A 13,379-nucleotide genomic window follows, 5' to 3' on the forward strand; every position below is an offset into this window, starting at 1 on the left:
TCACAACCTTGAAAATCGATAGTTGTGCGTCTTATCCTATCTGTTTGAGCAGGTAGGCACACTTTTCGGGATTGCCGAGTGTCTTTCCTTGGTCGCAGGAAAGCTTCACGCAGTCGTGCCATTCGCGCTTTTCAGTGATACGTGAACGGGTGAGTTTCACCACGATATTCATCGGATTGCAGTCTTCCACGTCGCAAGTGAGGAACGTACCCATACCATAACTGTCCTGCATTCGCCCTCCGACGTATTGGTGGAGTTGGATGGCGCGGTTGATATTGAGTCCGTTGCTGAACACCACTTGCTTAGTTCTGGGGTCTATTCCCAATGATTTATACTTCTGAATAATCTTCTCGGTCTGCTCTTCTTCTACTCCGCTGTCTACCCGCAGACCTGTAAACATCATTGCCATACGCTTGGACAGATTGCCGAAAAACACCTTGTCGCCGAAACAGTCATAAAGATAGATGCCGTTATCGCCGTCGTATACATCGCTGAATTTGCGCATAACGTTGAAGTTGCATTCAAAAACACCGCTCACATTCTCCTCAAATTCAATGATCTGATGGCTCATCGTGCCGATCGGAATAAGGTCGAACTTCATCGCCAGAAACACATTGCTCGTGCCCGTAAACCGTCCAGTCCAGGGGTGATGACCGTTATCGTCGTCGTAACCACCCTGTTCATAGACCGCTTTCATCGTGCGAACCACCATCTCTTGATGGTCGAAAGAGAGGCGCCTGCGTGTTCCCATATCGCTCAGAATGAGTCCGTTGCTGAATATCTTGCGCGCTTTTGCCTCGGCCCGTAGCTGTTCTCGCTCGGGGTTATAGCGTCGGATATCGCCCCGCAGGTTGTGCATCAGTTCCGAAACGATGGAGAGTATGGGCATCTCCCACATAATTGCAGAGTACCATTTGCCGCGAACGGAGATGTCAAGATGCCCCGTTTCGTCCTGAGAGACGGATACTTCGTGCGGATCGAACCTGTAACCGCGCAGGAAAGTGAAGTACCACTCGGGCAGATAATACATCCGTCGCTTCATAAATGCAATTTCCTCTTCGGTAATCATCACGTGAGGCATCAGCCCGATCTGCTCTTTCACCAATTCGCCGAAACCCTTGGGGTAGATTGTCCCGTTGCGATCGAAGAACGTATATTCCACTTCCGCACGGGGATATGTCTGTAAAACATAGTACTGACAACTGAAAGTATAGGCGTCGTTGTCGGTCAGATGGTTGATAATCTGTCTCATTTCAGTCTTGATTTTGCAGGGATCTGTGTTCCCGTTGCATCGTTTCGGGGGCAAAGATAATGAAAATCCATCGAATAATCTTACCTTCACCGCGTTTTGTTCCATTTGTATCCGTGCAACGGAAAATCCCGACTCACGATGGTGAATCGGGATTTTGAACAGCCGAACGACCGTTGGGTGTTACGCGCCGTGGAATAGATACTCGGCCTGAATATCAGCCGTGAGACGTGTGAAAAGCTCTTCCGTCAAGTCGTCGGTCACTTTCAGCGCACGCAGCAAGAGCTTATCCGAGAAGTCTTGGAGCAGTTCCTGCGCTGCGATGGGGCGTGTTTCGCAGATTTGCAGATAGGCTTCTTCCATCTCGCGTTGGCGTTGTGTCGTCTCGGCTTCAAACTGATCATAGGCCGCGCGGATAACGGGCGCATAGCGATTGTAATTCACCATACCCAAGGCTTGTACCTTGCGGAACTTCCAGTAGGCCGAATCGGCACTCGAAGTCTTGCTTCCCCGCTTGTAAGCCTCAGGCAAAGTGTTGATGCCCTGATAATAAGGCAGGAACACACTGAGTGCTGCCATTCCCATTGCCATATAGTCTACGCGGCCGATTGCTTGTGGAAGATCGGGCCGAACGTGCAGAATGTGGGTCTGGGTAGTGCGGAATATCGACACGGGTCGATAGGGTTCCTGGGGGTTGCAGTGCAGATAAGGGTCGTGTTCCGTATCATTATAATGGAAGCGGAACGCCTTGCGCAGGTCGTCTAAGCTCAGAGGATGGGCCGAAGCGGCATAAACAGGGAACGTGTTCCGTGTCACATCGTTCTTGATCTCGGGGCTGAACATTTGCTGCAATCCCCATACACGTGGGTAGTTATAGGTGGTATCGAGTTCTACGTCGCGGATATACGCCTCGTGGAAATCAAACTTCCCCTTGGCGGGATCATAGAGCTTGTGGGCCGTGGCAAACTCGATCAGATCCTTCGAAGCCAGGAAATTGGCTGTGTCTTGTGGGTTATAGTCGCGGAATCTACTCTGATTTCCCGTCACAAAGTATTTGTCTTCGGGTATGCGACAGGCCAACCAGCGATGTCCGGAGGCCGTTTCGAGATACCATATCTCATCTTGATCCACGAAGCCTATGCCGAAACCTTCGGCTATTCCGTAGCGTTCGATCAGACTGCCGAGCCTTTCCACGCCTTCGCGTGCCGTGCGGATATATGGCGATGTGATGTTGAATACCGAGTTTTCAGCCACTCCGTTCTCCACCAATGGGTCGGCTTCGAGTGCTTTGTCGCTGCTGAAAATACTCTCGGTGGCGCTCATTCCCACGCCTGCCGTATTGAATCCGGCGCTGCCCCAATGGCCAGGCAGATGGCAGGGGGCCAACGCGCTATAACCCAAAGCACGCGAAGGGAGTTCGCAGCGGAACGCACTATCGCGGGCAACAAACTCTTTCGGTCCGTTATCGGTGTCCGAATAGAGTTCCAGATTCTTGGCAAACATCGCGTCCCAGTCTTCGGAACGCGCTACGATCATCGACCCGTCGGCCGTCATTTTGCGGCCTACGATGATGGTTGTACATTCTGATGGAAGTTGCTTTCCCATCAGATTCAATTGTGGTTCTGTGTCTTTTTTCATCATAGCGATACTGATTTTTCTTAGTGATACATTCTTTTCCTGCAAAGATACGTTTTTTTTCAATACGGTATTCTCATAATTTGTAGGTATTTTGAGTTGTTAAAGGCTTCCCGTGTGTATTGTAAATGAAGCACTGAATTATATCGATCAAATCACATTCTTCTCTTGATGGGGGAGGGGATAGCGAGGGACTATTCTTGATAAGCATACGATGAAAGTGTTGTTGTTATCTGATTGAATATCAGATAGATATGATGGGTGTAGCGATTTGCCGTTAAACACCTTGCCGTTAACTGTTAATCGCAAGGTAAAAAGCTGTTAAACGGCGTGTGATTGATGATTAGTTGGAAAGGGTCTCAGCTCTATTTCCTTCTCCGTAGGGAGGGGAAGACGATTTTATTCATTTTATTCGGTGTTTTGTCTGCAATATTGAGGGCTTCTGTCTAATTACAGAGCAATGGACTGACTGGCTTTTACGTGGGTTTGAGAAGGTTATAAGCGCGACGCATCAGAACACGAAATAGAGAGCGGCAGAGAGCCAATGCTCGTCGTGACGGTCGGGAACGGGCGAGAGAATCGGGGCAGATGAAGAGAAACCTATGCGCCCGGTGTAAGACGCAGCGGGGTCGCGCTGTCCGTCGGTAAATACTGCATGAGTCCTTCCATCATCTTTGCGTCTACTGTACCATCGATGACCGGTTTGGCGATGAACCTCGCTTGCACTTTCTCGTCTCCACTTCTACCGGGGTCATTCTTGTCCGAACACGAGTTAAAACTCATCCCGAGCAGCGAGACGAGCATTACGAATAACATTGATTTTTTCATTTGTCCTTAAACCTTTTGATTGTTAATGATTAGCAATAGTGTATAAAGCACCCATCGACGGGCACTCTCGTATGTTGTTTGTAAAGTTAAGACAAGATATCAAATGTGGCAATACCCATTAGTAGTGACTTTTCTCGGTCTTCCGAATAAATGATTAGCTATAAATAATGGAGGCTGGAAAAAAGTGTAGGAAGATTTTGCTTTACAGTCGAAAGTTATTTTGTATATTTGCAGTCGAAATTATTAACAATGCGAGGATGCGGTAACACAAATCTGAAAACCGATGAAGAACGATACGGATATGCGTTGTGTGGCGACATCCCACGACTTAAAGAAAATACGTTATGACACGAAAGAAAAAACTGAGTGAACTCCACGACTATCTGTTTATAGCCTTGGCGATGTTCATCGGAAGTGCAGGCTGGGTGCTGTTTCTGCTTCCTAACCACATCACGCTGGGCGGTTTGCCCGGCATCTCATCCGTACTCTATTGGGGATTAGGCATTCCTGTAACGGTTTCTTACTTGGTAATCAACTTGCTTTTGTTGGGTGCAGCGCTGCGAATATTAGGTTGGCGTTTCTGTATTAAGACCATTTGGGCTGTGCTGACATTCACTTTGGCTACGTCGGTGTTGCAAAATCTCACGGGCGGAACAGGTTTGCTCACCGACCAACCGTTTATGGCGACCGTCATCGGAGGTTGTTTTCTCGGCGTAGGTGTGGGTTTAGGACTGTCGTGCAACGGCAGTACGGGCGGTTCGGATGTAGTTGCAGCGATGATCAATAAATACCACGACATCTCTTTGGGAACCGGAATTCTACTCTGTGATATATTTATCGTCACATCGAGTTATTTGGTCTTGAAAGACTGGAATCAGGTTATCTACGGTTATGTCGTGCTCATTCTTTCGTCCATCTGTGTGGATCACGTAGTTAACCGACTGCGAAGGTCGGTGCAGTTTTTCATTATTTCCGACAAGTATCAGGAGATTTCGCGCGCCATCAACACTACAGCCGACCGTGGTTGCACGATTCTCAACGGCCAAGGTGTATATTCCGGTCGCGAAGTTCGTATGCTTTTCGTGCTGGCTCGGCAGAGTGAGTCGTCCACAATATTCAATCTCATCGACGATATAGACCCCGGTGCCTTTGTTTCTCAGAGTGCCGTAATCGGCGTTTACGGATTAGGCTTTGACAAATTCAGGCGCAGCAAGAAGTCGGTCAAGCAGAAAATGCAGCCCGTTGCCGTACCGGCAGAAGAGTCATAAAGTAAATAAAAAACAGTCTCAAATGTAGGTTATGTGAATGTTTCTTCGTATCTTTGTCCCCCTTTAATTAAGAGATAAGGTATTAGATCACTTTTTGGGATAAGAGATAATGAGACAATTAAAGATTCAGAAAAGTATAACCAATCGCTCGAGCGAGGCTCTTGACAAGTATCTTGTAGAGATCGGGCGCGAGCCTTTGGTTAGTATCGAAGAAGAAATTGAACTGGCTCAGGCCATCCGTAAGGGCGGACCAGAGGGCGAACGGGCCAAAGAGAAACTTGTGAAAGCCAATCTTCGATTTGTGGTTTCTGTTGCCAAGCAGTATCAACATCAAGGACTCTCACTTACAGATCTCATCGATGAAGGCAACATCGGATTGGTGAAAGCTGCTGAGAAATTTGATGAGACACGCGGATTCAAGTTCATTTCTTATGCCGTTTGGTGGATTCGGCAAAGCATTTTGCAGGCTATTGCCGAGCAGAGTCGTATTGTTCGTCTGCCACTCAACCAAGTGGGAGCGCTCTCTAAGATTAATAACGAGATCAGTAAGTTCGAACAAGAGAATATGCGTAAGCCCTCTGTGGCCGAGCTGGCAGCGATAACCAACATCGATGAAGAGAAGATTGAGCAGAGCATTAAGGCCGACAATCACCATATGAGTATCGATGCGCCTTTCCAAGACGATGATGACAATAGTATGGTCGATGTGATGGAATCCGGCGACGACAGCCGGACCGATAGACTGGTCGATTTCGAATCGATGGCGCAAGAGCTCGACAACGTGCTCCGGAAGGTGCTTAAAGAGCGCGAAGTCATTATTCTTCGTGAGTGTTTCGGCATCGGCTGCCACGAGAAAGGACTTGAAGAGATCGGCAGCGAGATGGGACTGACGCGCGAGCGAGTGCGGCAGATTCGTGAAAAAAGCATTCTCAAAGTTCGCGAAAGCGGTTATGCCCACATCTTGATGAAGTATTTGGGATAGGCGTTTCCCGTCGCCGACGGGTACAAGTTGCGCAAGTTTCCCGTTTGTTTGCGGTGAGTTGGAGATTTTCGAAACCATAACAATTAGTAATCGGGAAAAAATCACCTCATATTAAATAGCTATTACATCCCCCTTCCCTCTCTCAAAGGAGAGGTGAGGGGGATAAGATTTTCCCTGGGTAGTCCTGAGAAAGGCTGCCATCCGTATCTTCCAATAAATCAATCATATATAATGCACTTTTCGATTGACAATGAAATGTCCTGTAAGAATGGTTAGACGCAGTTTGAGATGGGCAATGGCGCAACATCGATGGCGTTGAATTGGTGTGTAATCATTTAGGTACGGTTGTCTACTTCGCTCCCAAGGGTTCCCTATTGATAGTGCATCTGCATAGCGGATAATATGATATAGCTCTCCTATATGTATTTGTTTGAAAAGCAATGAGTTATGATTTGCTTTGCAATTAGCCATTAAACGCCTTGCAATCAACAATTAATCGTAGTGCGATTCAGCGTTACTTGCGTCGTGATTAATCATTACTTGCAGATCGATTTATATGTGCTTGATGTACAATGGGTTATGGAAATGTAGTTTGTAGGTCGTAACCTATGTGGTTTTTGGTTGCGAACGAATATATCGATTGGGCTTTACTGGGGGTAGACGGAGACTTTATAAAAATTCGGCCGATTGTTGGTTGTCAACTGTCTATTGCCGAAATGATGTTGTAAATGGTGAATGCTCGGCTTCTGAAACGACCGAACGCTCTTCTTGATGAAAGACGGATGTTGCGTGAATAAAGATCGGGAGCCTACGTGTCGGCCCCTTCGAGCTGTGCTTTCGGCCAATTAACGAGATATAAGTGTTCTGTGGCGCGGGTGAAAGCCGTGTAAAGCCAATGTGCGTAATCAGGCGTCATCATCTCAGATGTGATGTATCCCTGGTCGAGATAAACGTGCGCCCACTGTCCGCCTTGGGCCTTATGACAGGTCACGGCGTAGGCATACTTCACCTGAATAGCGTTGAAAAGGTCGTCCTGTCGCAACTTTTTCAGTCGCTCCTGCTTGGTAGATACATCGTCGTAATCGGCCATTACCTCGTTGAACAGGCGTTCGGTTTGCTCTCGTGTCAGTGCAGGGGCCTCGGATCTGAGCGTGTCCAAGAGCACTGTTGTCTGCATTTCGTAACGGTTGTAATCGGGAAACTGCAATAGCACGTCGGCAAATCGGAATCCGTATGCATCCCGAACGTTGCGTACGCGCTGCACGATGGCCCGGTCGCCATTGGCGATAAAGGCGATGGGCGATTTCTCTTTCTCCGTCCAGTAATAGTTGTTCTTTACCACCATCAGTATATCTCCCGTGGTGATTTCTTCTTCGCGACCCAGCACAGCATTGCGAATGCCGAGGTTGTAAACGTTTGCCCGTTTGTTGCTTCGCGTTATAACGATAGTCTCGTCGATGCCTACCTCTGCATAACTCGAATGAAGTTGTTCGATGAGTTCGTCGCCGGGGACGACGGAGATATCACTGAACAATTTCCCGTCGAGTCGTATTTGCACTTTGAATAACGAAATATCAGAGGCTTGATAGCTCTTCTCTCCTGAGGGAGAAGGATTGGGTGAGAGGTCGTGTCGGGTTGTTACGGTTTGTTTCTTGATGTTATTCGCATTCCGAAGGATGCCGCTTGCTTCGCCTTGCCGCATCACTTGGTTGAGATCTGCCGTATAAATGTACAGTCCGTAGCAGCTCAGCACCTCGTCGCTGAGGGCCGGACTCTCACTTTCTCCTATCGGCGGGAGTTGAGATTTGTCGCCGATGAGCAGCATCCGGCAGTTGTGGCCACCGTAAACAAATTGTACCAGATCGTCTAACAATCGTCCGCTGCCGAATGATGAGTCGCCGAATCTCTCGTTAGCAATCATCGAAGCCTCGTCGATAATGAATAAGGTGTGGGCGAAAAGATTGTCATTCAGGTTGAATTGACCGTCGGTGCCGGTGTAAGCGCGCTGGCGATAGATTCTGTGATGAATGGTGTAGGCCGCCGAGCCACTGTTGACGGAGAAGACTTTGGCCGCTCTTCCCGTAGGTGCCAAGAGCAAAACTTTCTGTCTGAGCATTGTCATCGTACGCACGATGGCACTTGCCAACGATGTCTTTCCTGTTCCGGCACTACCCCGAAGAATCATTGCCGACTGTGGATTGCGGTCTGTCAGAAAAGCAGCAAACGTGTGCAGTGCATTTGTCTGGTCATCGGTGGGCGTAAAACCGAGTTGCTCTCGGATTCGGAAGAGCAGTTCGTCATTTATCATCGGATGTTATCAGAGTTTTTGAATAATGTTCCGTTAATTCAAAACTATTTTGTACTTTTGCATCAAATAGGTCGTACAAAGATAGCAATAAATCCTGAAATGAGCTTTCAAATCAAGCATAATTATCTCCTTGCGATGTGTGTTGCGGCCCTGGTTGCAGTCTGTTTTCTCAGCATCAATGCGCCGATCAGATTCAAACGCGAGCGAGATATACGGGAAGCGGCGGTTAAACAACGACTGATGAAGATTCGAACGGCAGAGGAACGGTATCGGACGGCAACGGGAGTTTATACCGGCGACTTTACCGTACTTGTCCGTTCGGGATGTATTGCAGACTCGCTTACCTTCATCCCTTATGCCGGCGGCAAGCGGTTTAACCTCGCCGCATCTGCCCGAATCACCAAATCGGGACGACAGATTCCGCTGGTGGAGTGTGCCGCGGAGTATACATCTTATCTCAAAGGACTTGATCGGAACGCCGTAGCTGCACTCGTTCAGGAAGCCGTTGCAGCCGGACGATACCCCGGTTTGAAGATAGGCGACATAACAACAAGCAACAATAATGCAGGAAATTGGGAATAACCGAATTATAAAACATCCGCGAATCACGCTGCGAATCACTGAAAACGCGCTGGCATTCGCCGTTATCGACAACACGGTCGACAGTCAAGTGGTGTTCGAACCGTATATCGTTAAGAGCGGAATATCGATAGCTGCCAATCTGCGTGAGGCTTTTAAAACTTCCGATTTGCTGTCGCACAGCACCCCGAGAGCACAGGTTTTGCTCGATATGCCGGTGCTGCTCATACCCTTGGAAGAGTTTGAAGAGGCTACGTGTGCACAGCTTTACCACCACACTTTCAATGGATTCGGAGGCGATATAATCCTGAGCAACGTCCTTGCAAACCTCAATGCCGTGGCCGTTTTCCCTATAAATAAAGACCTGAAACTCGTCATCGACGATCATTTCAGCGATGTGCGGTTCGTCTCTTTGATGCAACCGGTATGGTCGTATCTGCATCGTCGCAGTTTCACAGGCATACGAAAAAAACTCTTCGGGTATTTCCACGGTGGGAAATTGGATATTTGCAGCTTCGACAAGAAACGGTTTCGCTTCTGCAATTGCTTCTCGGCACCGCATTCGCGAGATGCTGTTTACTTCTTGCTCTATGTCTGGCAACAGCTCGCCTTAGACCCGAAGCGCGATGAACTGCACATTGCCGGCGATATCCCCGACCGCGAATGGCTCACCGAAGCACTGCGACATTATTTACAAAACGCCTATGTCATCAACCCGACGGCTGACTTCAACCGTGCTCCGGTGACGCAAATCAAAGGAATGCCGTTAGATTTAATGACGCTGTTTATCAAAGGACGATGAGGATAATAACCGGAATTTACAAGGGCAGACACTTCGATATCCCCCGTAACTTCAAGGCTCGGCCCACCACAGACTTTGCCAAAGAGAACATCTTTAATGTGCTCACACGTTATGTCGACTTTGAAAATGCCGTGGCACTTGACCTTTTTGCGGGTACGGGCAGCATCTCATTGGAACTCCTTTCACGCGGATGCACCTCTGTTGTCAGCGTAGAAGCCGACCGAGAGCACGCCAATTTCATCCGTCAATGTATGAAAAAGCTCGATACTGAGCATAATATTCTTATCCGCGGCGACGTATTCCGATTCCTGAAAACGTGTCATCAGCAGTTTGATTTCATTTTTGCCGATCCGCCGTATGCTCTCCCCGAGCTATCGACAATTCCCCGTTTGATTTTTCAATACGACTTATTAAAGCCCGACGGCGTCTTCGTTTTTGAACACGGAAAGCACAACGACTTCGCTGATCAGCCTCATTTTGCTGAGCATCGCAGTTATGGTAGCGTGAATTTCAGTATCTTTCAGAAGCTGGGCTGAGATTCTCTTACAGTAGCGGTGACAGCAAACGGATGATAGATTCCCATAAACGCTTGAAGAACGGACGGTGAACGATATCGGTTACTTGATCGATCGGCAAGCAGTCTTGTAAGTCTTTGAAGAATATTTCTTTCATTCTGAGGGCCATCTCCGTATCGTAAAAGAAGATGTTCGACTCAAAGTTATTCTCGAAACTGCGGAAATCAACGTTCGTTGAGCCGCAAGTGGCGAGACTGTCATCGCTGACCAAGAGTTTGGAATGATTGAATCCCGTCTTATAAAGGAATATTTTCACGCCTGAGCTCACTGTTTCCAATACATAAGAACGGCTGGCCCACTCTACGATTCGGGCATCGCAGTGCAACGGAATCATCAGTCTGACATCTACACCGGCCAAAGCTGCCGTGCGCATTGCAAATAAAACGGGTTCTGTGGGGAGGAAATACGGCGACTCCATATAGACATATCGGCGGGCGGAAAGCAATATTCGGACATAGCCTTGCATAATGTCCGGCCAGGGAGAAATAGGACTGCTCGTTACCACTTGTGCAATACAGTCGTTCGTAATGCGGCCATCGGATTCGGGATAATAGGCTCGGCCTGATACCAATGTGCGGTCTACGAAATACCAGTCTATGAGAAATGCTCGCTGGATTCCGTAGACGGCACCACCGACGACCTGTATATGCGTGTCGCGCCACGGTCTTTTGTTCGTTCCTTTCACGTATCTCAGCGCTATATTCATACCCCCGATGAAGCCGATGCGCCCATCCACTACACACAACTTACGGTGATTGCGATAGTTCATTTTGCTGGTGAAAGCAGGGAAACGTACCGGCATAAAAGCGTGAACATCTATTCCGCCGTCTCGCATACGCTCAAAGAAAGCGCTGCTTACCCGCCAACAGCCCACGTCGTCGTAAATGAAACGCACCTCTATGCCCTCGCGAGCCTTGTCGATAAGGGCATCTGCGATGAGATTTCCTAATGGGTCGTTTTCTATGATATAAGTGTCGAGATGAATATGATGCCTTGCCCGACCGATGACCGACAGCAAGGCGAAGAAGAATTCATATCCGTCGGTATGGATTTCTACCTCATTATTCTTGAAAGGGAGTGCCAAACTCTGATTCGTAAACAATCGAATCAAGGCGCGATGCTGCTCGGGGATGTGAAGGTTTTGCTGTTCGGCAAACTCCAGCATCGAACGTTTGGAGAGCATATCAAGACTCCGTTGACTGATGAGTCGTTCCTTCCGGGTATTCTGTCCGAAGAAAAAATAAAGCACGATACCTGCTACCGGAATAAATGAAAGTACTAAAAGCCAAGCCATTGTCTTGACTGGTTGCCGGTCGTCCATCAGTACGGCGACCATCGTTCCGACCACAATGGCCGTATAAGCGATGATAAGTGCCCAGTATATGTAGACCAATGACTCCACGAACGATGGGATTAAGGATTAGCGTTACGATCTTTCAGTTTCCGAATATAGGCCAGTTCGCTGATCGCGAAATCGCTGTTCTCAGGTTCGTCGAGCATTTTTTTCAACAGTTTCTCTGCCTCGTCGTAGCGTTCGAGATCAATGTAGACATAGGCTTTACGGCGTTTCAGGAAGTTGACAAAGCCTATCATATGTTCCTGTGGACTGTCTTCGTCATCATCGATGGCTTGTGCATTCTCCAATTCTGTCAACAGACCGTTTATCACGTCGATAGCCCTGAAATCGTGGCTGTTAACTAAAATGTTGATATATTCTTCCGTATAAGTAACCCGTCGTAACGGGATAGTCATTTCAAGGTAGTAATATGCTTGTTTATAAAGTCGTAATTCACTGTAACAGAAGCCTATGAAGTAACACACGCTGAAAAACTTTTCCTGTGCTGATGGCCCCATTTTGTGGTATTGGCGATGCAGAACGATGAAAGCATTCTCCAAATGTTGCAGAGCTTCCAAGTAACGTTTCTGACCGAATAGCATCCTGCCGCGGTAGAGATTATATCCCGTTTTCGGGTCCATACACTCGCTGATGAGTCGCTGTTCATCGTTCAGTTCGTCTTCTTTGTTCTGCTTTGCTTTCTCCAAAGCTTCTTTCCACATATACCGGAACTCGCTCAACCGCTGTTCGGGCGTGCTGAGGTCATAAGCCACCAATACGCTCCACGCTTCCGGCCGGTGTTCTGCTGATACCGCAGTGACGGTCTTTCCCAAAGAAAGCGGCACCAGCGTCACAGTCAGACGATAATAAAGCGAAGCATCAGTACCTCGTTCTTGTCGGATATCAATTATGAGGTGTCGTCTGTGTTCGGGCTTTCGGGCATCGTAAAAGTCTAATCCTATTGTTGCCTCATTGCGAACGAAACGACCTTCGGCAATCAGGGCGTCTGCCAAATCATAATCTAAGCTCTTTTCCTTGTCTATTTCCGACACACCATCGCGAGCCTTCAACGTCATTCGGACAGGCGACACGCTGTCCGTTTCCAGTAACGTACGGAGCAATCTACCGATGCTCATCGGCTGATCTGCATTCTGTCGCCAGTCTTCCTGTCCCATCTGGTGCAGCATTTCCTGTTCTCTGAGTAGATAAAGTTCGCGATTGAAAAGAGCATTATCCGTTTCTGCATCCGTCAAAGCTACTTGCGTGCTGTCTTTGATAGCCTCGCCGAAGTGTTTGACAAAAGCATTCTGCCACGCGAAAATATCCGACATCGTGTGTCGAAGCATTTCTGTAGCGTAGTTTTCAGTCACCATCAGTCCTGCGATAAGGTGCACATCCACGATGCTTTGTTCCGAGTTGATGGTATAAACCATCCGAAGGCTTTCTGCATTGATGTTGCATTGATTGCAAAGCGTACGCACCAGCGCAATGTTTTCTATCGGGGTCTCGAAAAAGAAGAGATAAGACAGTTGCACATAAGGATCTTTCTCTTTGATGCGAATACGGAAATGTCCGCTCTGAAAGTCGTATTTACCGATGAGGTCTGCATCGTCTTTTCCCCATTCCAAAGTACAGTTAAGTGCTTTCAGAGCTTTTGTCACAACGGCTTTGTTTTCCTTTTGCGACATTTTTATGGTTTCCTTGCCTCGCATCCACTGTCTGACTCTATCACGAAAGAAAGGTACCCGTAGGGCGATTGCCATCAAGGCAATCAGCAAAACCCATCCCAGCAATCGGTCGAAGAACAGGAAATTCAT

Annotated in this window: 11 protein-coding genes; 5 read left to right on the forward strand and 6 right to left on the reverse strand. The window is 48.0% G+C overall.

The genetic code is table 11. From position 1 onward, the window contains the following. Nucleotides 1–31: 31 nt before the first annotated feature. The 3 genes from pncB to RWY97_RS03715 form a co-directional block, all read right to left on the reverse strand. Nucleotides 32–1,252, reverse strand: coding sequence for a nicotinate phosphoribosyltransferase (pncB, locus tag RWY97_RS03705; RefSeq protein WP_315565593.1), 1,221 nt, complete (start codon nt 1,250–1,252; stop codon nt 32–34). Nucleotides 1,253–1,432: 180 nt separating this feature from the next. Beyond that, nucleotides 1,433–2,887: a C69 family dipeptidase gene (locus RWY97_RS03710; RefSeq protein ID WP_315565668.1), complete on the reverse strand. Its 1,455-nt coding sequence runs from the start codon at nt 2,885–2,887 to the stop codon at nt 1,433–1,435. A gap of 597 nt (nt 2,888–3,484) precedes the next feature. Beyond that, nucleotides 3,485–3,712 carry a hypothetical protein gene (locus RWY97_RS03715; protein WP_315565595.1) on the reverse strand — a complete coding sequence of 76 codons (228 nt, stop codon included), beginning with the start codon at nt 3,710–3,712 and terminating at the stop codon, nt 3,485–3,487. A 344-nt stretch (nt 3,713–4,056) separates the two neighbouring features. Here RWY97_RS03715 and RWY97_RS03720 point away from each other — a divergent pair, with 344 nt between their 5' ends. Continuing rightward, complete coding sequence (locus RWY97_RS03720) at nt 4,057–4,980, forward strand: YitT family protein (RefSeq protein ID WP_021584067.1); 924 nt, start codon at nt 4,057–4,059, stop codon at nt 4,978–4,980. A gap of 109 nt (nt 4,981–5,089) precedes the next feature. Further along, the gene (locus RWY97_RS03725) at nt 5,090–5,962 is read left to right on the forward strand and encodes a sigma-70 family RNA polymerase sigma factor (RefSeq protein ID WP_021584033.1); all 873 of its coding nucleotides are present in this window, start codon (nt 5,090–5,092) and stop codon (nt 5,960–5,962) included. An 808-nt stretch (nt 5,963–6,770) separates the two neighbouring features. Here the strand turns inward: RWY97_RS03725 and RWY97_RS03730 are convergent. Next, a complete protein-coding gene (locus RWY97_RS03730) occupies nt 6,771–8,270 on the reverse strand; it encodes an ATP-dependent DNA helicase (RefSeq protein WP_315565596.1) in 1,500 nt (499 codons plus the stop codon). Nucleotides 8,271–8,369: 99 nt separating this feature from the next. Here RWY97_RS03730 and RWY97_RS03735 point away from each other — a divergent pair, with 99 nt between their 5' ends. From RWY97_RS03735 to rsmD, 3 genes are read left to right on the forward strand one after another with little or no spacing between them, the layout of a single operon-like run. Next, nucleotides 8,370–8,852, forward strand: coding sequence for a hypothetical protein (locus RWY97_RS03735; protein WP_315565597.1), 483 nt, complete (start codon nt 8,370–8,372; stop codon nt 8,850–8,852). Continuing rightward, nucleotides 8,833–9,651: a DUF3822 family protein gene (locus RWY97_RS03740; RefSeq protein WP_315565598.1), complete on the forward strand. Its 819-nt coding sequence runs from the start codon at nt 8,833–8,835 to the stop codon at nt 9,649–9,651. The genes RWY97_RS03735 and RWY97_RS03740 overlap by 20 nt, the downstream gene beginning before the upstream one ends. Beyond that, nucleotides 9,648–10,187: a 16S rRNA (guanine(966)-N(2))-methyltransferase RsmD gene (gene rsmD / locus RWY97_RS03745; RefSeq protein WP_315565600.1), complete on the forward strand. Its 540-nt coding sequence runs from the start codon at nt 9,648–9,650 to the stop codon at nt 10,185–10,187. Before RWY97_RS03740 ends, rsmD begins: the two co-directional genes overlap by 4 nt. Nucleotides 10,188–10,194: 7 nt before the next feature. Here the strand turns inward: rsmD and cls are convergent, their stop codons facing one another. After that, on the reverse strand, nt 10,195–11,619 hold the full coding sequence (gene cls, locus RWY97_RS03750; RefSeq protein WP_315565602.1) for a cardiolipin synthase: 1,425 nt from the start codon (nt 11,617–11,619) through the stop codon (nt 10,195–10,197). A 20-nt stretch (nt 11,620–11,639) separates the two neighbouring features. Further along, complete coding sequence (locus RWY97_RS03755; protein WP_315565603.1) at nt 11,640–13,379, reverse strand: hypothetical protein; 1,740 nt, start codon at nt 13,377–13,379, stop codon at nt 11,640–11,642.

It is taken from the genome of Hoylesella pleuritidis, from assembly GCF_963541955.1.
Lineage (GTDB): Bacteria > Bacteroidota > Bacteroidia > Bacteroidales > Bacteroidaceae > Prevotella > Prevotella pleuritidis.

What these genes read in the sequence shown, in the direction of transcription:
- pncB (WP_315565593.1), bottom strand. Translation starts at nt 1,252, where the DNA reads ATGAGACAGATTATCAACCATCTGACCGACAACGACGCCTATACTTTC.
- RWY97_RS03710 (WP_315565668.1), bottom strand. Translation starts at nt 2,887, where the DNA reads ATGAAAAAAGACACAGAACCACAATTGAATCTGATGGGAAAGCAACTT.
- RWY97_RS03715 (WP_315565595.1), bottom strand. Translation starts at nt 3,712, where the DNA reads ATGAAAAAATCAATGTTATTCGTAATGCTCGTCTCGCTGCTCGGGATG.
- RWY97_RS03720 (WP_021584067.1), top strand. Translation starts at nt 4,057, where the DNA reads ATGACACGAAAGAAAAAACTGAGTGAACTCCACGACTATCTGTTTATA.
- RWY97_RS03725 (WP_021584033.1), top strand. Translation starts at nt 5,090, where the DNA reads ATGAGACAATTAAAGATTCAGAAAAGTATAACCAATCGCTCGAGCGAG.
- RWY97_RS03730 (WP_315565596.1), bottom strand. Translation starts at nt 8,270, where the DNA reads ATGATAAATGACGAACTGCTCTTCCGAATCCGAGAGCAACTCGGTTTT.
- RWY97_RS03735 (WP_315565597.1), top strand. Translation starts at nt 8,370, where the DNA reads ATGAGCTTTCAAATCAAGCATAATTATCTCCTTGCGATGTGTGTTGCG.
- RWY97_RS03740 (WP_315565598.1), top strand. Translation starts at nt 8,833, where the DNA reads ATGCAGGAAATTGGGAATAACCGAATTATAAAACATCCGCGAATCACG.
- rsmD (WP_315565600.1), top strand. Translation starts at nt 9,648, where the DNA reads ATGAGGATAATAACCGGAATTTACAAGGGCAGACACTTCGATATCCCC.
- RWY97_RS03755 (WP_315565603.1), bottom strand. Translation starts at nt 13,379, where the DNA reads ATGAATTTCCTGTTCTTCGACCGATTGCTGGGATGGGTTTTGCTGATT.